General features: G+C 57.9%; 16 protein-coding genes and 2 tRNA genes. 7 read left to right on the top strand and 11 right to left on the bottom strand.

Annotation, left to right across the window (positions count from 1 at the left end):
- Positions 1 to 197 precede the first annotated feature (197 nt).
- Complete coding sequence (locus QP503_RS01055; RefSeq protein WP_103632947.1) at positions 198 to 1,343, bottom strand: acyl-CoA dehydrogenase family protein; 1,146 nt, start codon at positions 1,341 to 1,343, stop codon at positions 198 to 200.
- Between the two features lie 146 nt (positions 1,344 to 1,489).
- Between QP503_RS01055 and QP503_RS01050 the strand changes: the two genes are divergently transcribed.
- Positions 1,490 to 2,206, top strand: a complete 717-nt coding sequence (locus QP503_RS01050; protein WP_006680420.1) for a LytR C-terminal domain-containing protein — start codon at positions 1,490 to 1,492, stop codon at positions 2,204 to 2,206.
- Positions 2,207 to 2,370: 164 nt separating this feature from the next.
- Here QP503_RS01050 and QP503_RS01045 read toward each other — a convergent pair whose 3' ends face one another.
- From QP503_RS01045 to pgm, 3 genes are all read right to left on the bottom strand, one after another.
- Complete coding sequence (locus QP503_RS01045; RefSeq protein WP_103632948.1) at positions 2,371 to 3,663, bottom strand: App1 family protein phosphatidate phosphatase; 1,293 nt, start codon at positions 3,661 to 3,663, stop codon at positions 2,371 to 2,373.
- Positions 3,664 to 3,677: 14 nt separating this feature from the next.
- A complete protein-coding gene (locus QP503_RS01040) occupies positions 3,678 to 4,988 on the bottom strand; it encodes an MFS transporter (RefSeq protein ID WP_006680418.1) in 1,311 nt (436 codons plus the stop codon).
- Between the two features lie 625 nt (positions 4,989 to 5,613).
- Positions 5,614 to 7,284, bottom strand: a complete 1,671-nt coding sequence (gene pgm / locus QP503_RS01035) for a phosphoglucomutase (alpha-D-glucose-1,6-bisphosphate-dependent) (protein WP_285101001.1) — start codon at positions 7,282 to 7,284, stop codon at positions 5,614 to 5,616.
- Between the two features lie 233 nt (positions 7,285 to 7,517).
- Here pgm and QP503_RS01030 point away from each other — a divergent pair, with 233 nt between their 5' ends.
- Together QP503_RS01030 and QP503_RS01025 are read left to right on the top strand one after the other, a co-directional pair.
- Entirely contained in the window at positions 7,518 to 8,858 is a 1,341-nt protein-coding gene (locus tag QP503_RS01030; protein ID WP_103633019.1) for an AGE family epimerase/isomerase, read from the top strand.
- A gap of 170 nt (positions 8,859 to 9,028) precedes the next feature.
- Positions 9,029 to 9,115 (top strand) — tRNA-Ser (locus tag QP503_RS01025).
- A gap of 91 nt (positions 9,116 to 9,206) precedes the next feature.
- Here QP503_RS01025 and QP503_RS01020 read toward each other — a convergent pair.
- From QP503_RS01020 to QP503_RS08890, 3 genes are all read right to left on the bottom strand, one after another.
- Entirely contained in the window at positions 9,207 to 9,650 is a 444-nt protein-coding gene (locus QP503_RS01020; protein WP_103632951.1) for a DUF3021 domain-containing protein, read from the bottom strand.
- Positions 9,651 to 9,691: 41 nt separating this feature from the next.
- Positions 9,692 to 10,165, bottom strand: a complete 474-nt coding sequence (locus QP503_RS01015; protein ID WP_006680414.1) for a LytTR family DNA-binding domain-containing protein — start codon at positions 10,163 to 10,165, stop codon at positions 9,692 to 9,694.
- Positions 10,166 to 10,944: 779 nt separating this feature from the next.
- Complete coding sequence (locus tag QP503_RS08890; protein ID WP_006680413.1) at positions 10,945 to 11,085, bottom strand: DDE-type integrase/transposase/recombinase; 141 nt, start codon at positions 11,083 to 11,085, stop codon at positions 10,945 to 10,947.
- Between the two features lie 527 nt (positions 11,086 to 11,612).
- On the opposite strand from QP503_RS08890, the gene QP503_RS01005 reads away from it, so the two are divergent.
- From QP503_RS01005 to QP503_RS00990, 4 genes are all read left to right on the top strand, one after another.
- Positions 11,613 to 13,295 (top strand): hypothetical protein, encoded by a 1,683-nt coding sequence (locus QP503_RS01005; protein WP_006680411.1) that lies wholly within the window; start codon positions 11,613 to 11,615, stop codon positions 13,293 to 13,295.
- 150 nt (positions 13,296 to 13,445) lie between these two features.
- Positions 13,446 to 13,534: transfer RNA gene (locus QP503_RS01000), tRNA-Ser, on the top strand.
- Positions 13,535 to 13,774: 240 nt separating this feature from the next.
- On the top strand, positions 13,775 to 14,551 hold the full coding sequence (nagB, locus tag QP503_RS00995) for a glucosamine-6-phosphate deaminase (protein WP_179370010.1): 777 nt from the start codon (positions 13,775 to 13,777) through the stop codon (positions 14,549 to 14,551).
- Positions 14,533 to 15,765, top strand: coding sequence for an N-acetylglucosamine-6-phosphate deacetylase (locus tag QP503_RS00990; RefSeq protein WP_285084295.1), 1,233 nt, complete (start codon positions 14,533 to 14,535; stop codon positions 15,763 to 15,765). Before nagB ends, QP503_RS00990 begins: the two co-directional genes overlap by 19 nt.
- Before the next feature lie 302 nt (positions 15,766 to 16,067).
- On the opposite strand, the gene hemL is transcribed toward QP503_RS00990, so the two are convergent.
- From hemL to hemC, 4 genes are all read right to left on the bottom strand, one after another.
- Positions 16,068 to 17,387, bottom strand: a complete 1,320-nt coding sequence (gene hemL / locus QP503_RS00985; RefSeq protein WP_103632957.1) for a glutamate-1-semialdehyde 2,1-aminomutase — start codon at positions 17,385 to 17,387, stop codon at positions 16,068 to 16,070.
- A gap of 108 nt (positions 17,388 to 17,495) precedes the next feature.
- Positions 17,496 to 18,479, bottom strand: a complete 984-nt coding sequence (gene hemB, locus QP503_RS00980) for a porphobilinogen synthase (RefSeq protein ID WP_179370008.1) — start codon at positions 18,477 to 18,479, stop codon at positions 17,496 to 17,498.
- Positions 18,480 to 18,485: 6 nt separating this feature from the next.
- Positions 18,486 to 19,325 (bottom strand): uroporphyrinogen-III synthase, encoded by an 840-nt coding sequence (locus QP503_RS00975; RefSeq protein ID WP_219585494.1) that lies wholly within the window; start codon positions 19,323 to 19,325, stop codon positions 18,486 to 18,488.
- Positions 19,322 to 20,338 carry a hydroxymethylbilane synthase gene (hemC, locus tag QP503_RS00970; RefSeq protein WP_285084314.1) on the bottom strand — a complete coding sequence of 339 codons (1,017 nt, stop codon included), beginning with the start codon at positions 20,336 to 20,338 and terminating at the stop codon, positions 19,322 to 19,324. The genes QP503_RS00975 and hemC overlap by 4 nt, the downstream gene beginning before the upstream one ends.
- Between the last annotated feature and the right edge of the window lie 149 nt (positions 20,339 to 20,487).

The raw sequence follows: 20,487 nt of genomic DNA, 5'->3' as shown, positions 1-20,487 counted from the left end.
CGCCACAACTAGGGAACATGCGAGTAAGGGAACATGCGAGCGCCTCATAGGCTCGCGCCCCTGAAACGCACCGGCGCCCCTCACACACTGTCGTGGTGTGAGGGACGCCGGCCTCGTCAATTGGGGAAAACTACGAACTGGACTATCTGCGCCGACTGGGTGATCCCGTAGCCTTCCCGCTTGCGTCGGGGTGAGCCTTACTTTTCGATCGGGCCAAGGACCACGTTCGCCCACGCGCCGTGCAACGATTCTTGATCCGATGGCTGGAAGAGACCAGCGAGAGCATCGCGGTAGAGACGAGACAGCTCGTGACGGTTGTAGTAGGATGAGCCACCGCACGCGCGAATTGCCTGCTCAACTGCACGAAGAGTGGCCTCGGCGGAAGCATTCTTTGCCGCCGACAACTGTGGCATCCAGATCGGACCACGGTCAACACCGGCATCAATGTCGCGAGCAAGCTCGCGGATCTGCGGGCCAACCGCGTTCATTGCCAGCGCGGCCTCGGCGATACGCCAACGAATATCCGGATCGTTCGAGTACACCGTCTGGTTCTTCACCGACTTGCGAGTCTTCACGTGCTCGGCAGCGACCTCAACCGCACGTTCGCCCACGCCCTGGTAGGTGGCGCCCAGCAGAATTTCGAAGTTCGAGAAGATGCCGAAAACAACCGGATCCTTTGAAGGGCCGGGCTCGCAACGAGTCAGAATACGATCGGCGGGCACGTGAGCGCCCTCGAGGATCGTCGTATTCGACTGGGTCGCGCGCATGCCGAGCGTGTCCCAATCATCCTTGATCGTGAAACCGCCATCTTCGCGGTGCATGATGCCGAACACCGAGTGCGGGCCGTCCTCGCCCGAATCATCGCGACCGAAGGTCAGCAGGCGCGTCCACACGGGAGCAAGAGACGTGAAGACCTTCGTGCCCTCGAACGAGTAGCCACCCTCGCCATCCGGCGTCGCCTTCGTGATCGAACCGAAAAGAACCAAGTCGTTGCCCGGCTCGGAAATGCCGAACCCGAAAAGCTCACCGGCAACCGCGTCGCGCAGGATCAGTTCGCCGCGATCGTTTCCGTTGCGCACTAGGTGACGGCCGAGGCCCACGATGATCTGGTGCATATTGATGCCAAGCGCCGTGCCCGGAGCTGCCTTCGCAAGTCGCGTTTGCTCCGCTGCAATTTCAACGAGGCTCAGGCCAGCGCCACCGTATTCCTTCGGAACAAAAGCGGCCAGGTAACCAGCTTCGCGCAGGTCAGCCAGATCGTCTGTCGGGAACGTGTTCTCTTGATCGTGAACGGTAGCGCGCTCGTGAATACGAGCAAGCAGGTCATCAGAGAGGAAACCCATCGTGGTCCTTTCACACAGTTAGCTTTCCCTAACACGCTACTCTTTCTGGGCAAAAATGCACTTCGACTTTCAAAAGCGAACGTACGACAGACCATAGTTGTGTTGCGAACCTGCCGAATCGGCCACTTTTCGAGTAGGTTAAAGACGTGAGTCAACCGCATCCCGCACTTAGCCCTCGTCAGCGCTTCCTTCAAGAACGCCAGCGTCGCCAAAACATGACGTTCGCTGTGACGATCGTCATCATGCTCGTTCTTGCATTGCTCAGTGCGCTGATTCTGACGGGAATTGTTTCAGCTCCCTTTGGCAACTCCTTCTCGAAAGCAGAAAAGTTCGCCACCAGCGGTAAAGTACCGTGCCCACCGGAAAAAGCACTCCCGGTTGACCCCGCATCGGTGAAAGTTCAAGTTCTGAACACCACGTCGCGTCAAGGCATCGCCTCTGACGCAACAGAAATGTTGACCGCAGCAGGCTTCGCCCCCGCTGAACCGGGTAACTACTCCACCGAATACGCTGGAACTGTTGAAATTGATACCGGCATCGCTGGCGTTGTTGACGCATACACGGTCGCGCGATTCTTCCCGAACTCGAAGGTCGTCCTGACCGACGCAACCGACAAATCTGTCACCGTTCTGCTGGGCACGTTCTATGACGGCGCATTGAGCGCTGATGAAATCCAGCAAATCCTCAAGTCCACCGATGCTCTTACAGCTCCTGCCCAGTGCCTGCCCCTGTCTGACGATGACCTTGAGCTGATCGCAAACGGTGGGCAGCTCGGCGCACAGTCGGGTCAGTCCGGGCAATCGGGCGAAACCCCTGAGTCCGGCGCGCCTGAAGAAGCTGCGACGGAAGAATCTGCTTCCTGACTGCTAGGTCGGTTCGACCTGGTATTCCTAGCGCCTAGGCATACCTGTTCTTGCGCTAAAACGCGTGCTATCCACGCATTTATCCGGGTAATATCCAGTTTCCTATCGCGCCCAGAGTAGGTATTCAAGCTGAAGATGTAGGCGCGGCCTCGTATCCCAGCACCCTAGAACACGGAACGGAAATGTTCCCCCAACGCGTCCCCGTCTGAGCCGAACCACACCGGAATCGAACTCGGCACTGTGCGTAACGCATCCGGATACAGGCATTCGAAAGTACCGTGCGACATGAACTGCTCAATCTCCGACAATGAGCGGATCGCAATCCCCGCAACATTCTCAGGGTGCTCACGCGCGAACTCAGCGTAAATCTCCGGATCGCGCTGCCCATCATCGCCAACCAAATACCACTTCATCGACGGGAACATCCGAGCAAGCCTTCGCAACTCGCGACGCTTATGCTCAAAACCCGAGCGGAACCAACCCGTATTCGACGGCCCAAAATCCGTCATCAAGAACCCGCCACGCGGATAATTCAGGCGATCCAGAAAGTCGCGAAGTGCGGGCACAACATTCCACGCACCCGTCGACAGGTAGATAAGAGGAGCGTGCAACGCCTCGTGCTGGGAGTCGACGCAAGTCTGGGGGATTGTCGATTCAGTCGAAATTACGGGAGTGTGCTTGTCCTTGGTTTGGGGGTGGGGGGCTTGCGAGTGAGCCGAAGCTTGCGAGTTAGCCGAAGCTTGGCGGTGCGCCATGTCCGCTAAACACGTCAGGAAGCCCGCCATCCCAGGAACAGCCTCTCGCGACGACACACGGTCAACGAAGGAATGCTTCGCGGCAGTGACCAAACGCGGGAGCATCGTCACCATCACCGTGTCATCAATGTCAGACACGACGCCGTACTTTTCGTTATCACCAGCGATGCGTAGGGAAACGCAAACGGGCTTCCCCGCGCGGATCCTCTGCGACCCGTGTCCCGTCTGCCCCGACAGGCGGAGGGCATCTTGCGTTGTCAGACTCTCGCCCTCGCCGATGCCTAGGGTATGAAGATCCCCCTCGTGTAGAACCTGCATCCACGCGTCATGCCAGCCCGGCGTCAGACCATGCCCCTCGACGGTCAGGTCAATGTAGCCACCGCGATCAGCGAAAGTAATTCGACGTTGGCAACCAACCGTGACCAGAACAGGCTGACGAGGAACCTGGGCATCAAAGAACTGGCGCCACCCGCGTCGCTCGGCCAGCCACGAACGCTGGTCGGCGGTGCGTTCCATGAGCACGCGCCCCAGGATGCGCGCTCTGCGCGTGGAGCCGTGCCCACCGAAGCCGACAATGCCGGGGATGAAGCCCCACTCTTCCAATGCGCGTGCGAGGATACGGGAGCTTGCCTCGCCAACTGACGAGGTCAGTGCGAGCAGAAATGACGGGGTTTCGTCATCGATAAGCGGTTCGGCGAGCATGTATCTCCTGAGGGTCAGCTTCCATTGTGCCCGATTTGTTGCCCGTCCGCGTCCTGCTCCTGCGTTGCATGGCCCGACGCGGAGGGGGTGTTGCTTTCGTCTGGCACGGGTGCCACTTCGGCAGTCGAGGTTGCGCCACTCGTCGCGTTACGCACGATCTTCAGTCCAGCCAGCATGAGCAGCACCATTAGCCAGGCTGCGACCACCATGAACAGATATCCGCCGTACGATCCGCGCGTGTCGATGGCAGGGCCGGCAAGAGCTGACCCGATGGACAAGCCGAGGTTGAGGGAGGTCGACATCCAGGTGAGTCCTTCGGTGAGGGATTCAGAGGGGACGACTCGCGCGACGATCATATTGACGTTCGTCATGGTGGGCGCGCATGCGACGCCTGCGATCAGCATGATGACGGCCATGACGGGGAGTGAGTGTGCCAGAAGGTACATGCTTGACCCGATGGCGAGCGCGAAGACGCCGATCGCGTAGAGCTTCCACATGGGGGCTTGCCAGGTGCGCGAACCGTAGACGAGCGCAGCGAACATTGATCCCAGCGAGAAGAGTGCGAGCAGGACGCCCGACATTGCGGGGTAGCCGAGTGCGTCCGCGAAGTCGACGACGGCAACGTCGTTTGCTCCGAACATCATGCCAGCGCCGACGTAGGTAAGGGCGAGGACAATGACGGCGGGTGTACGGATCACGGATGAACGGCGGTGACCGGTAGGTCGAGGCGAGGGCTCAGGTTCGGTTGCGCGCTGGCTAAAGAATCCGATGCCTCCGATGAGGACAAAGACGACGATCAGGATGATGCCGAGTGCCGGGTGGAAAACGGTGCCCAGGACTGTTGAGAGTACAGGGCCGAGCGTGTAGACGACTTCGTCCATCGCGGATTCGTAGGCGTATGCGGTGGTGAGTTGGCGGGGGCGTTGTACGGTTTTTGCCCAGCGTGAGCGGACGAGCGCGGATGGGGATCCCCAGGTCGCTCCGGCAAGTGCTGCGAAAAGGCAGACGAGGCCGGGATACGCATGAAGCAGTGCGACCGCAAGCATGCCGGACACGCTAGCGACAGAAATGATCAGGGACGGCACCATGATTTTTGTTTGGCCGTATTGGTCGACCAGTCGGGACAGTGTGGGTGCGGCCAGAGCTGTCGCGATGATGTTCACGGCGGATACTAGGCCAGCAAGGCTGTAGTTACCGTAGGTTGCCTTGATCAGTAGGATGATGGATATACCGATCATCGACATGGGCAGTCGCAGGATGAGCCCGGAGATCGAGAATTTCCATGCGCTGTTGAGGCGTAGGACTTCCGCGTATGACTTGAACACCTTTGCATTCTATCGATGTGGCGAACTGGTCTCATGGAGGGGTTGCTCACCCCTATTCGGTGACCTCGAAGGTTTCTTGCTGGCCCTTTTCGGCGTAACTCATGGCGTGGTTGACGAAGTTGTCGTGGCCGCTTCGAGGAACCACACGCGGATGTGCTTGCTGACGTGGACCTGCAGTGGGTGAGCCTTGTATTGGAATGCGGTGCCGTTGAAGGTCATGATGTCGGGAGGGACGGTGGCAAGTTTTGGGTTATAGGACAAATTGTGTTGCTGGGGGGGTAGTCCCAGACGTTGTTGTATGGGGTGGAGTGGCGTAGTTCGTTTCATGCGATGGCGTCTGCCCATTGTGGGATAACTCCGTCGGTTTGGTGTTTCAGGCTGGCTTGTTTCCAGGCGTTTTCTATGTAGGTGTCGGTAGGCATGGGTGTAAGGATTTGCGTGGCTGGTAGCGGGGGCGAAGCTGTCCCGGCAAGACCGTTTTTAATGGGGCTACTGAGCTGTGCCTTCTTAGCCCATGTGGTGGTGAGTATCCCTGCAGGGACAGATCGGTTTCGCAACACGGGAGGCCGTCAGGATTCTGGTGAATCCCGACGGCCTCGTCAAACGAATGTCTTGCTACTCAGACTTAGCTAAGGGCATCAGACACAACCTTCTTCGCGGCCTCCTGGACCTGGGCAAGATGCTCGGCCCCCTTGAAGGACTCGGCGTAGATCTTGTAGACGTCCTCGGTGCCGGACGGGCGAGCGGCGAACCATGCGGACTCGGTTGTCACCTTCAGGCCACCGATCGCAGCGTCGTTACCCGGGGCGCGCACCAGCTTCGCGGTGATGGCCTCGCCAGCAAGCTCCGTCGCAGTCACGTCGTCAGATGACAGGGCTGCAAGCTTTGCCTTCTCTTCACGGCTCGCGACCGCATCAATACGGGCGTAGGCCGAAGCGCCGAAGCGAGCAACCTGATCATCGTGCAACTGCGACGGTGTCTTACCGGTGACAGCCGTGATTTCGGAAGCCAGCAGAGCAAGGATGATGCCATCCTTATCCGTCGACCAGACCGTGCCATCCTTGCGCAGGAAGGAAGCTCCGGCAGATTCCTCGCCACCAAAAGCGACCGACGCATCAAGCAGACCGGGGACGAAGTACTTGAAGCCAACCGGAACCTCGATCAGCTTTCGGCCGATGGATTCAGCAACGCGGTCAATCAGCGACGATGAAACAAGCGTCTTGCCGATCGCAGCATCCGTCGGCCAGTTCGGGCGGTGCGTGAACAGGTACTCGATCGCAACTGCCAAGTAGTGGTTCGGGTTCATCAGACCGTCGGGGGTGACGATGCCGTGACGGTCCGAGTCAGCATCGTTACCGGTAGCAATGTCATACGGAGTCTTGTCATTAGCGTCCGGCGTCATTACCTGGCGCAGGGAGGCCATTGCATACGGGGAGGAGCAGTCCATGCGGATCTTGCCATCCCAGTCCAGCGTCATCAACGGCCACGCCGGATCAACGGTCGGGTTCACAACCGTCAGGTCCAGGTCGTAACGCTCAGCAATCGCTGCCCAGTAGTCAACCGATGCGCCACCCAGCGGATCGGCACCGATACGAACATTGGCGCGACGAATCGCGTCAATATCAATGACGGTATCCAGCTGGTCGACGTAGTAGGTCAGGTAGTCGAACTTCTCCAGGTGCTCATCGTTGAACAACGAGGTGCCGATGATGCGCGGAACCTTGCGCCAGCCATCTTCGAGGATCTGGTTTGCGCGGTTCGCGATCCAACCGGTGGCGTCCGTATCAGCCGGACCGCCGTGAGGCGGGTTGTACTTGAAACCACCATCGCGCGGCGGATTGTGTGACGGGGTAACAACAATGCCATCAGCCAAGCCCGGGCCGGATGTGCGCAGAGCCTTGGGCGCGCCATTGGCGCCAAGGATGGCAACAGAAACCGCCGGGGTGGGCGTGTAGGAATTACGAGCATCAATCTTCACGCGCACACCGGCGGCAGCCAGAACTTCAAGAGCGGTGCGCCAGGCGGGCTCGCTTAAAGCGTGGGTATCGCGACCGATAAACAGCGGGCCATCAAAACCCTGGGCTGCACGGTACTCAACGATCGCCGCGGTGGTTGCAACGATGTGTGCTTCATTGAAGGTGCCATTCAGGCTCGATCCGCGGTGACCGGACGTACCGAATGAGACGCGCTGTTCGACCTTGGCCGGATTGGGCTCGATGTCGTAGTAAGCGGAAACGACCTCGTCGACGTTAATGAGGTCTTCTGGAAGGGCGATGGTGCCAGCTCTTTCATGCATGGTCACAGTCTGACACTCGCGCGCCGAAATGGGGAGTCATTTTCGACTGGCGAAACAAAATGGGTAGGTGAATAGGTAAGTGGAGCCGGCCTCGTCGATGAATGAAAAGCGAAAAGTGACAGTATTCGTGAACCGAATTCGCAGACGAGGCACCAATACCGTTAGTATATGTAACGCCGGTCACTCCGGTGCGCGTACGTGACCATGCAACGAAGATGATGCAGGAGGCCCTCGTGGGGTGGTTCGACTCTATTGAGCACAACAGGTGGCTATCAGCCCAAATGCAAGCGTTAATCGCCGAAGCAGAAGGGGCGATTGTGCCCACGGGCTTCGCGCATCTGACCGATCAGGGCGAACCTGACCCTACCCGAAGCATCGACCTTGCCGTCACCGCGCGAATGGCATACGTCTTCTCGCTGGGTGTTCTGATGGGCCTGCCTGGCACACGTCGCTACGCCGACCATGCCATCAAGTGCATGAATCGCTACTTCGTTGACCCTGTCAACGGGGGCATGTGGACCTCCATCAAGTCTGACCCTGACGCCGACGGACACGGCGTCCCGTGGGATGACGGCGTCCGTGACAAGTCGCAGTACCACAACGCGTACGTGATCCTTGGTGTTGCCGCAGCCGCGGTCGCCAACCGCCCGGTTGCCCACGAATTGCTGACCACCCTGCTCCACGACCAAGAACGCCACTGGATCGAACCAAATGGCCTAGTCGTTGATCAATTCGACGAAGCATTCACGCAAGCGTTGCCGGTACGCACTATGGGCACTCTGCTTCACACCGCCGAGGCCTACCTTGCTGCCGCCGAAGCGACCACCGACCCCGTCTGGCTCGAACGCGCCGAAGCGATGGCGGCCTTCGCGTATCGCACCGCGTCCACAAACAACTGGCGCCTGCCCGAGTACTACGACAACTCATGGCGGCCGCTGACCGGAGAACCTCAGGGGCAGACCGACGGGCGTCGCGTCTACCACGGCTACGTCACCGGCCACGCTCTGCAGTGGTCGCGCCTTGCCCTGCAGATTCGTGCCGGCCTACGTTCCATGGATCGCACCGTGCCCGACTATCTGATGGAAATGGGCCTCGAACTATTTGAACGCGCCCGCGTTGATGGTTGGCGTCGTTGCGACGGCGAACCCGGTTTCGCCACCTGCGTTGATGCCATGGGTGAGCCCGTCCCAGGGGAAGATGAGCACCAGCAGTGGGTTGTCTGTGAGGGCATTACCGCGGCGGCGTCCCTGCGTCGTGCCTACCTAGATGACGGCGTCACTCCCGGCGAGGTTGAGCACTTCGAACACTGCTACCGTTCCTTCCTTGATTTCGCTAATGACTACCTGATTTCTCAGCCGGGACGCTGGGTTCGTCGCCTCGACGCGCACAACCAGTCCGTTGTTGCGGCGAAGTCGTCGCGCTGGGATGTGTACCACGCTGTTCAGGCGATGCTTGCCGTCCGAGTTCCGCTCTGGCCGCCCTACGCGTCCTCCCTGTCGCGCGGACTGTTGGATCATCCGGAAGAGGCGCCGTCGGATAAGAAGTCGTGGAACCTGTTCCACTTCCGCCACTGAGAATCTCAGTGGGGTGGTGGTTTCGTTACTGATTGACGAGGCCGGCCACGCTTGACTGATCTTCTCGCTTACCGTGGGGCCACGGATTGTGTCATCATGATGCATTCCGCGGCCCCAGGTGTTTGTTCGGTTCTGAGTTTGAATGTTTTTCATGTACTCTGAATCCCACTGGAGGGCTGACCGAGTGGCCGAAGGTGACGGTCTTGAAAACCGTTGTGTCAGCAATGGCACCGGGGGTTCGAATCCCTCGCCCTCCGCTCTGGTATGTGTCGTGACATTGCGTTTGCAATGTCACGACACTTTTTTGTGCACCTCGTTGTCGTTGATGGGGTGGTGCTTAACCCGGCTTTATCGCAATTTTTGGTTCATCTTTTTGACTTCGGCGCGAGCCGCTAGCCAATTGAATAGCCAAATCAGTAGATAGATAAGCACTATTGTGATGATTACGCCGAGCATATCGAAGCTAGAGCTCCACCATTTAAGGTAACTGCCAGCTGCGATGCCACAGATAAGTACGATCCCGAAATGCAGGGCGGTATTGAGGATAAGCGGGCGGGTTTCGTTACGATAAAGCAACCCCGCGAAGCTGCTGATTATGCCGTAGGCTGCGTAAATAAGCCGCTCAATCAATACTGCCACGTTTTCGTTTCCAAAACTGTTTAAGAATTCTGGAGCTCCCGGGTAATAGCTAGAGGAGGAAAGAGAAGAAAAAATAAGTTCGATACTGGTGCCGATAGTGATCCCAATGCAAGCCCCTACCAGGGTGAGACCAATTATGCTTTTAGTTTCCATGGGTTTTATCCTTTGCGTGAGTTAGGGGTTTTCTGCGGGGGTTAGATTCCAAGTTTGGCTTTGAAAGCTGGAAGTTGTCGGCGGGAGACGTAATAGCGCGAGCCATCTTTTAGCTGCACACTAATCGTTCCCGAGAAAGAAAGATCAAGTTTCTTAATCGCGGCAATATTGACAATCTCCGATTGTGAAATACGTACGAAATCGCCTGCAGGTAGAGATTCTTCGAGTTCGTACATTCGGGCTTTGATCCGCCAATCACCCTTACTGGTGTGGGCAAACACCGCTTTCTTTTCAGTAAAGAACGCGAGGATCGCACGCACTTCCAACACCGTGGCGTCATTGCCACTTGTCCCGATGAGGCGGCGAAGCGGGCGCTCGACTGCGGGGGAGGAAGAGCTATCTAGGCTACCGGAAGCAAGCCTTTGAATCGCTTGCACCTCAGCATCGACCTCCCGCGCCGTTACCGTCACGATAGTTTCGGTTACGGCGGGATCAATCGTGAGCGTGAATTTCATTCCGTTCCAATTCCTTTCCTCTCGTATTAACCAGCAATATTGCGTAAAACCAGGATGTTTGTGTATCTGCTACTTACAGTTAAAAGCCTTATTGCCGGCAGTACAAGTAATCTGAACTAAGCGGTATAAAAACCACGCCAAGCGGGAGGGTTTTGAGGCTCCCGCCCGTCCGCAAAGGTAGATTTTCTACCCTGAAAGTATCCCCAGAAAATGTCCGTGGTTACTGCTGCCCTGAGATCTTGCGTGCAGTCGTTGTGGCGAAGACGCTACCGGGTCTATCTGTAATTTCTAAATACTACTTCTGTCATGAAAAGTACGTGGTGCCTCATGTCAATTTGAGCGCGAAATGAAGTGTCTTGGGTTTTGTTCTGCTTCTTAAATTGGGTGCCAGTTGTCTGGCGTGGGTCTGGTTATAAGTTGTGATGATCTTGGTTGGGGTGTGGTGCTCAAGAGCTTTGTGGAGCCTAGTGGTGTTCCATCAGTGGACCCAGTTTATTGTCGCGAACTCGACCTCCGTCACTCCTGCTCAGGTCTGGGAGTAGATCAGCTCGGTTTTGTATAGCCTGTTGATTGTTTCTGCTAGAGCGTTATCGTAAGAGTCTCCAACTGTTCCAGTGGACGAGGCGATACTATGCTCGGCAAGCAAACTTCCATAAGCGCTGGAGACGTACTGAGAGCCATGATCACTGTGGTGGGCCAGCGAGGCGAGATTCCCCTTTGGCCTGGCTAATCGCCTGATCAAGGGCTTCCAATGGCAATGCCTCGGTTCGCATGGTTGATCAGGTGGACCAGCCCACAATCATGCGTGAGAATACATCGGTGACAAACGCTGTGTAAACGAACCCGGCCCGGGTGCGGACATAGGTAATATCAGCAACCCAGAGCTGATGGGGGTGCTTAGCGCGGAAGTTACGCTCCATAAGGTCTGGTCGCCTATCCGGTACGTGTGTGGGCTGAGTAGTGATCGGGGATCTGCCCCGACGCACGCCACTGACACCCTCATGGACAATGCCGGGTCCTGTTTTAACCGCTCCTTGACAAGACACACTGCTCAAGCTTTGAACTCTTGCGAATAATGTTGGGCCATAGCCCTTATCCTCCTCGATAAAACCGAGGAACAAAACCCAGGACCCTTCAAAACCAGCTGAAGAAAACACCTTCCGACAACTTCGCCTCAACCAATGGGTCAAACAAAACGTGCGGTGGATGCCCATGCACGTGTGGAACCAAAACTCTGCCCTTGTTGATCTTTCTGATCTGGAGGGGCGGGTGTGTTACGGCGGGCTGGATCTTGGGGCTAATGAGGGCTAATGCCCGAATCTTAGGGGTGCTGGACGGGCTTTATTTGGGTCAGGGTGCGCGGATAGATGCGTGCCTTCACCTTTGAAATAAGGTGAGCCTAATGTAATGTAGCCATGCCTAAAAAGTCCCAGAAATGAGAGTAGACATGAAAGTTCAACTGCGTGTTGCTGGAGTCGCTACATGTGTGGTTCTTGCTACCAGCATCCTAGTCACCCCGACGGCATGGGCGGCCGGGGCGAACCTGACCGGCGACCGATACAGCCCGGCTTCGAGCATGTTCGGAACCATGCGTGCGCGCTACGCTGACACTCAGCCGGGACCCATAATGGCTCTCGGCGACGCTACCGTCCAGCCACTTGCCGCCAGCCGTTTCGACGTTGAACCGAAAGCAGACGTCAGCGTTGACTACACCGTGTCGATCCCGCTTCAGCAGGTGAAGGAAGAAAAGAAGGCAACATTCGTCGTCGAAAACGAAAAGGGGCGACTCACTAACTACGACGTCGAGTTTCTTATCGACACCAAGGACCGGAAGCATCTGCCTGCAACCTGTACTCCTGCCAGCCAAAAGATGCCCGAAGGATCAACTGTTGAGGTAACGTGCACGCTTCCCGACAACGCCTACTGGCTCAGTGCATACCATAATCCCGCGTCAGAGTGGGGTTATGAAAGGTATGGAGCCTGGCAGATTGCCTCGCAAGCCCAACCGGAGCCGGGCAAACCTGTTTTTCCTGCTGACCCCGTCGTTACGATCGATGGGAAGCGTGCCACTGGCACTATTGAAAACAATGTCTGGACTGCAACGGTGAGCGTCACTCGCACCGCTCCGGCAGATCACGACATGACTGAAACGCACACGCCGGTGGTGAACGTTGACGGTAAGGATCTGGCAAACGTCCCCTCGTTCACGGTCGCAACCAGCGCAAAGGCTCCTGTTGCCCCGACCGTAAACGCGTTGTGCGACATTGATTCGAAGTCCCAGCAATCGGTGACTGTGGAGTCCTCAAAAGCTGAACTGTCGGGCACTGCAACCGTTACTCACCAAACCAAGGATCGTTGGCAGTACAAGGGGATAACGGGGCAAACCCAAAAGAGTGTCACCGAAGGTGAAGAAGCCTCTTTCGAACTTGTCGCCAATGCTGAGCAAGTTGCTAACCCCCAGGCGGATCTTTACGTTACATATCTGACGATTAAGCATGCAGGTATCGAATCAACGAACTGGACTGCTTCGCTTAATAATGATGCGGAGGGAACCTGCTCGCCCGATCCGCTCTACCTTCCGAAGGTGGATGGCAAGGGCGCTCCTGGCGAAGCAAACCTTGCGTGTGTTTCCAAGAAGAAGCCCGACTACGTTCTGCTGGATTCAAAGGATGACCCGCAGATCCAAGCTACCTTAACCCTGGGTGCAGTTGCAGATCAGTCCAAGGTTCAAGCGTGTGCAGTTAAAGCTCCAATGCTTGAAGTTGACGATCAGCCGGTTGCTGGAACGGTTGATGGAGACACGTGGAGTGCGAAGCTACCGACCCAGATCTTGAAGCCTACGGTGAAGGTCCCTGCAACTCAGACGCTTCAGATTCTTTTCGAGCAGTCCATGCAAGAGCCGGTAACTATTCGTGCACTTGCGGTGGCAAAGCCTAGCGGTGGGAAAAACGAAGTGGCTACACCATTGAGTGGGAGGCCGATGAAGAAAGCTGAATCCACGCTTGCACTCACTGGTGCATCGATTGTGGGACTTCTCGGAGTGGCAGTGCTTGTTGGTCTAGCGGGTGTTGGTGCACTGATATCTCGTCGTCGCAAGGATGAAGACTCGGTAACGGTTGATCGTTCGTAACAGTTGATCGTTCCTGAGGACGAGAGAACTCGGCTCGACTGAGCCGAGTTCTCTCCATCGGGGAGTGCCATGCTTTCGTCATGTGATTTCGATGTGCCAATTTCCCTCACGGCATCGAAACCCGTTAGAATCAGTGGGTACTTCCGTACTGGAGACGTGGCTGAGTGGCTGAAAGCGCACCCCTGCTAAGGGTGTGTACGTGTTGAAGCGTACCGCGGGTTCGAATCCCGCCGTCTCCGCCCTTGAAGCGCTAACCGCCTAGAATGAAACCAGTCCAATTTTTGGGGCTAGTCCATTTCAACGAATGGCGGGGTTGTGTTGTGGTCGCCGGTTCCGGTGGCATGATTGGCGTTACGTTATGGGCATAATTCCACCGCGCTTCGCACATGCGGTGAACGTATTCCGCGACAATCGTCCAAATCATAAACTGATGGCATCGGTTAAAAGACGCACTTGGGTCATCAAAGGAGTCCCACACCATGCAGATCGGTATTTTTAAGACGGCTGACGAAGTTGCAGACGTCGCTATCAAGGAATTGATTGATGTCCTGTCGGTCGCCGACGTGAAGACGCTGGGTGTTGCTACGGGTTCTACTCCCTTGGCTCTTTATGCTCGTATTCGCGATGCTCACGCAGCGGGGACGTTCTCTCTAACGGATTTCAAGGCGTTCGCGCTTGACGAGTATGTCGGCATCGCCGAGGATCATCCGGAGGGTTACCGTAAGGTACTGTCCCGCGAGCTCGTCGGTGATGACAAGACCGGCCTGACCGAAGAAAACCTCAATGTTCCCAACGGTTTCGACGACGATCTTGAGGCTGCAGCGAAAGACTATGACGAGGCAATCAAGGCTGCTGGTGGCGTGACCCTGCAGATCCTCGGCATCGGTTCAGATGGTCATATCGGCTTCAATGAACCGGGCGGTTCGCTGGTGTCGCGCACGCACGTTGATGCGTTGACCAAGCAGACTCGCGAAGATAACTCTCGCTTCTTCGACGGCGACGTGAGCCAGGTTCCGACCCGTTGCATGACGCAGGGCCTGGGCACGATCATGGATGCGAAGCACCTGCTGATGATCGTCACCGGAGAAGGCAAAGCTGACGCGGTTGCAGCGATGATCGAGGGTGGCGTTTCGGCTCTCTGGCCGGCGTCCATCATCCAGATGCACCCCAGCGTCACGGTTCTGCTCGACGAAGCGGCTGCCTCAAAGCTCGCCCACAAGGAGGTGTACACGAACGCGTGGGAGATCCTGCGATGAGCGCCGCGGGTGCACTCCCAGTCAACGGACTGGTCGACGAGGACTCTGTCGTCACTCTAACCGGGCAGGTACTGGACGCTGACGGTCACACGCGTGGTTCCGGCCTGGTTGTGAAGGATGGTCGCGTTGTCGAGGTTCTGCCGTATGACGAGTCTGTGAAGGGCTGGATTACTCCGGGTTTCATTGACATTCACTGCCACGGTGGTGGGGGATGCTCGTTCCCGGATGAGCCGACGTTTGAAAAGATCATGACGGTGATCAACGCTCACCGTCAGATGGGGACGACGGCAATGCTGGCGTCAACGGTGTCGTTGGTGGACCCATTGCCGGCGATCCGCGAACTCGTCGTAGCCTGCGAGTCCGGTGATCTGATCGGCATCCACATGGAGGGCCCGTACATTTCGCCTCACAAATGTGGTGCGCAGAATCCGGAAGCGGTACGTAACCCCGACCTTGATGAGCTACGCACGTGGCTTGAAGCGGGCAAGGGTTACATTCGCTCGATGACGATCGCTCCCGAAGTGGAAGGTGCTACCGAGGCTGCGAAGCTCCTGTTGGACTACGGCGCAATCCCGTCGTGGGGGCACACGGTGTCGTCGGGGCCTCGTACTCGCGAGGTCATCGCCGAGACGACCGCCTACGCGAAGCAGATCGGATTCAAGACTCTGCCACAGACTGCGACGCACCTGTTCAACGCAATGCCTGGGATCACGCACCGCGCTCCCGGTCCTGTCCGGGAACTGCTCGCTGCTGCTCGTGCGGGTGAGGTCGCCGTTGAACTGGTTGCTGACACGATCCACGTGGACGCTGACTTGGTGTCTGACGTCGTCCGCTTCGTTGAGCCTGAAAACCCACACGGCGTTGTCTTCGTGACCGACGCGATGGCGGGCGCTGGTATGCCTGACGGTAATTACCAGCTAGGTGGCTTGGACGTGGACATCACTGACGGTGTTGCTGTTCTTGCAGGAACGGACACGATTGCCGGTGGCACGGCTCGTATCGCCGAGGAACTGCAACGCTTGGTGCGAGGCGGATTCTTGAGCATTGAACAGGTTGTTCGCGCAGGCGTTGGTGCGCCCGCCGCGGTGCTCGGAATCGAGGGACGCGCTGGCGTGACCCTCACTTTCGAGCCTGGTGTCGTCCTGAATGCCGTTGTCTTTACCGAGGACTTTGAGGTTGCTGAGGTCTACAGGGAAGGCCAGCGTCTGAAGTAGGCCAATCTGGTCGCTGTTTTCACGCATTGAGCGCACGGTGTCCCCTCTGACGAGCAAGTCGGCGGGGACACCGTGGTGTATAGGGCATACGTGTGCTGTGTTGGAATGCCTCCGCGGACTACGGCTCATCTATGAGTCGTGACTTCTACGAGCCCTTCTAAGCCGTAGCTCCCTCAAGATACTCGCGTAGAAGAAGCGCCTAGAAAGACGTGCCCGCTGTCTGGGAAACCAGGTAGCGGGCACGCCCTATCAGGGGTAGTGCTCTGACATTCTCGTCAGATTGTGGGGGCGCAGGCGAGCCCTCACTGTGGCTTTACGGCGCGCGCAGCTGCGCGCGCCGCTACAGGAGCCGCCGCGGCAATTGCTTCAAACTCCCGTTCGCCATGCGAGGCTGACACGAACCACGCTTCGAAGAGCGACGGTGGCAAGGAAACGCCAGCATCAAGGAAAGCGTGGAAGAACGCCGGGTGACGCCACGTGTCCTGCGCCTGCATTTGGGCGTAGTTGATCAGTGGAGCCTGCGCGGCCTCGTCCCCAAATGCGATGGAGAACAGCGAACCGGCGCGCTGAATGCCGAAGGGGACACTCTCGGCGACAAGGGCGGACGACACGATGTCGATGACCGTCTGCGCGGCTGAGTCAACATGGTCGTACACGCCCTGATCGGCAAGCTTCAGGGTGGCAATACCGGCTGCGGTCGCCAGCGGATTGCCGGACAGGGTTCCTGCCTGATAGACGGGACCGAGCGGAGCCAGCAGGTTCATCACATCTGCGCGTCCGCCGACCGCCGCCAGTGGCATACCGCCACCGACAACCTTCCCGAACGCGAAAAGATCGGGTGCCCAACCACCTTCGGATGCTGAACGCAAGCCCCACATTCCGCCGGCGGAAACGCGGAAGCCGGTCAATACCTCGTCCAAGATCATCAGCGCACCGTACTTTTCAGTGACGCGACGAATCGCTAGGTTGAACGATCCGGGATCAACGACGCCCATATTGGCCGGCGCACCTTCGCAGATGACGGCGGCAATTTCTTGACCGCGGGTGGCAAAGCATTCTTCGAGGGCTACCTCATCGTGGTAGGGCAACACGATCGTCTGAGCGCTGACCGCAGTCGGCACGCCCGCGGATCCGGGCAAACCTCCGGTAGCAACACCCGATCCGGCGGCCGCAAGCAAGGCGTCAGAATGCCCGTGGTAGCAGCCGGCAAACTTCACGATCAGGTCGCGACCGGTCGCTCCGCGTGCCAGACGCATGGCGGTCATGGTGGCTTCAGTGCCGGTGGAGACGAAACGGACGCGCTCGGCGGGGCTCACCCTGGAACGGATCAGTTCGGCGAGTTCAACTTCCGCCTCGGTCGGTGCACCAAACGACAAGCCTTTCGCTGCCGCCTTCTGAACGGCTTCGATGACTGCTGGGTGCGAGTGTCCCAGCAGGGCGGGTCCCCACGAACACACCAGGTCCACGTATGTGCGCCCAGTCGCGTCCTTCACATATGCGCCCTTCGCGGATGTGATGAACGGCGGGACGCCACCGACGGATCCGTACGCGCGCACGGGAGAATCAACTCCGCCGGGAATCACGCCTAAAGCACGGGTGAATAGTTCTTCGTTGGTGGTCATCGGGTTCTCCGTATATTCATGAGTCTAACGTCGTATAGAAATTGACGAGGCCGGTCAGTTTCGCGCTGTTTTGCGCAGTTGCCGGGTGTCGCTGGGTGGTGCGCGGGTTTACTTTCGAAAGCGCTTGGCAACTTCAAGCGCCCAATAGGTGAGCACCATGTCAGCGCCTGCGCGCACGATCGCGGTGATGGATTCGTCGATGATGGCATCGCGGTTGATCCACCCGTTTGCGGCGGCTGCTTCGACCATGGCGTATTCGCCGGACACCTGGTAGGCGGCAACTGGGACGCTCGACAGTGAAGCGACTTCAGCCAAAACATCAAGGTAGGCAAGCGCGGGCTTGACCATGACGATGTCAGCCCCTTCCTCGATGTCGAGCAGAACCTCGCGCACGCCTTCGCGCTTGTTCGCGGGATCCTGCTGGTAGGTGCGACGGTCGCCTTTCAGGGTCGAGTCGACGGCTTCGCGGAATGGGCCGTAGAACGCGGACGCGTACTTTGCCGAATAGGCAAGGATGGCAACGTCTGCGTGCCCATTATCGTCAAGCGCTTCGCGGATTGCGCGCACCTGGCCGTCCATCATCCCCGATGGGGACACCATGTGGGCGCCGGCTTCAGCCTGAGACAGAGACATCTTGACGTACAGGTCTAAGGTTGGATCGTTGTCAACGCGGCCCTGTTCGTCGAGGACACCGCAGTGCCCATGGTCAGTGAATTCGTCGAGGCAGGTGTCGGCACAGATGACGAGTGCATCGCCCACTTCTTCGGCAATGGCAGTGATGCCACGGTTCAGAATCCCGTCTTCTGCCCACGCCTGCGAACCGGTCGGATCACGCACCTCGGGCACACCGAACAGGTCAATCCCGCCGATGCCAGCTTCGGCACACTCGGCTGCGTAGCGACGCAACGAATCAATGTCGAACTGGAACTGGCCGGGCATTGAAGTGATCGGCACGGGAGAGTCGATGCCTTCGCGAACGAACACGGGTGCGATCAGTTGCTGGGCGCTCACTCGAGTTTCACGGACGAGGCCACGCATCGCAGCGGACTGTCGAACTCGGCGGGGGCGGAAGAATGGAGCGGGAGAAGTCATGGAAAGTCAGATCCCTTTCTGTGGTGAATGACCAGCATGTGTTTCAAGAATGCGCTTGATACAGTCGGCAACCGCGTCAGGAGTGGGATGATCGGCGACAATGACCTGAGCTTCGGGAGCGATCTCTGCCATCGTTGTGGCGCTCGCCTGTCCCAACACAATGACGGGGATATGGGGGAATAAGTAGGGTGCAACGTCTTTCAAAGCTCGCGCTGATGAGGGAGCGGTGATGACCGTTGCGGCCACGTAGGTGGACGAGCACATTCTGGCAAGCTCGAGAGAATACCGTGGAGCGATCGTGACCGTTGTGTAGACCGGGTAATGACGGACAGGATAGCTGGCCTCGCTCAGTATCTGGCGAAGCTGAACCCTGGCGATTGCCGACTGTGGAAGTAGTACTTCACGAGTCTGGACACTGCGCTCGCGATCGAAAGCGACAACAGCGTTCGCCAAGTCCTCCCCGGACCCTTCGGACTGCAGATCAACGTCGATGCCGAGCGCTTTCAATGCTTTCGCTGTGGCGGGGCCAACCACGCCGATGCGCGCGCCTCGTTCGTGCACGCACTTCATATAATCGACAAAATTCTCGATGCGATGTGCGCATACGCGAATCGTGCGCGCTGAAGTAAACAGAATCCATCCGCACGAACCCGTTGACGCGTACGTCATGAGATCATCTGCGAAACGCTTGCACTCCTCGTCACTCACTGTGGTGCGAGTGAGTTCCAAAGATTCAGCGTGAACGTGAACGTTCGGAGTCGAGAGGGCTTCGATCGCCTGCCCAAACGGGTCGGGGCGCTCCTTAGAATGCGGGCGCGTGATGAAGACGTGTGCGTCAGTGCTCATTTCGTCTGATTCTTCGTGGCGTGTATGTCAGCGACTTCTTCGGCCCCCGCCCCAAGCAGGGTCTGCGCAAGCGCGCGTCCCAGTAAGATTGCGGCCTCGTGCGTCTCGGTGGAGATCGCGGACGTGGAATCGTGGACCTGGGGAATGGGGCACGAGGCCACACGTTCAAGCACCTGGCTGCCATCGGTCGCGATCACGCGTCCGTGCAGGGTCAATACTCCGTCGTCGATTGTGCCAAGCGCTCCAAGTGGTGCAGCGCATCCGGCACCCAATGCGTTCATGAGCGAACGCTCTGCAGTTACGCCGATGTGTGTTGCCGGGTCATCCAACGACGCAACAAGAGCGATCAACGCGGGATCCCAGTCGGATCGCACTTCAATAGCCAGTGCCCCTTGGGCGGCGGCAGGAAGCATCTGATTGGTCGGAAGGTACTGTGCAATCGCCTCTGACATGCCTAAACGGTTGAGCCCTGCGGTTGCTAATATGACGGCGTCCAGATCTTCGTTGATGCGTGCGAGGCGCGTCGGAACATTGCCACGAATATCGACGATCTGAATGTCGGGGCGGGTAGCCAGAATCTGCGCACTACGCCTGGGAGAACCCGTGCCAACCTTTGCGCCTTCTGGAAGCTCTGCCAACGGCGCGCCACCTCGCGAACAGAGAGCATCGCGAACATCCTCGCGCGGTGGCATCGCGACGAGGGACAAACCGTCAATATCGTCGGTCGGCAGATCCTTACACGAATGCACGGCAATATCGCATTCGCCAGCAAGTAGAGATTCGCGCAGGCGGGCAACAAATACCCCGGCTCCCCCCAGCTTCGACAGAGGAGTTGGGTCAACGTCGCCGTGAGTCGTGATATGAACAAGCTCCACGCGGACGGGGGTGCCCGCATGTGTGCCAGCTTCTTTGATTGCGTCCGCCACCATCTGCGATTGGGTGAGGGCAAGCTTCGAAGCTCGCGTGCCCAGCTTGAGGACGGGGGTATCGGAAGCGGGGATGGGGGAGTTCATGGTCACCATTGCAGATTAGACGAGATGAGGGTAATTCGATAATTGATAGTGACAAAAGTCGGTTCTCTTCACGTAATTCTTCGGATTCAATTATTTTATGACAGAGTGAATTAAAAACTATCTGGGGAGTCGGAATTTAGGTGACAGAT

Source organism: Pauljensenia sp. UMB0895 (assembly GCF_030218905.1).
Lineage (GTDB): Bacteria > Actinomycetota > Actinomycetes > Actinomycetales > Actinomycetaceae > Pauljensenia > Pauljensenia turicensis_A.
Note: the sequence above shows the minus strand (reverse complement) of the source record. Positions and strands in the feature narration are given on the sequence as shown.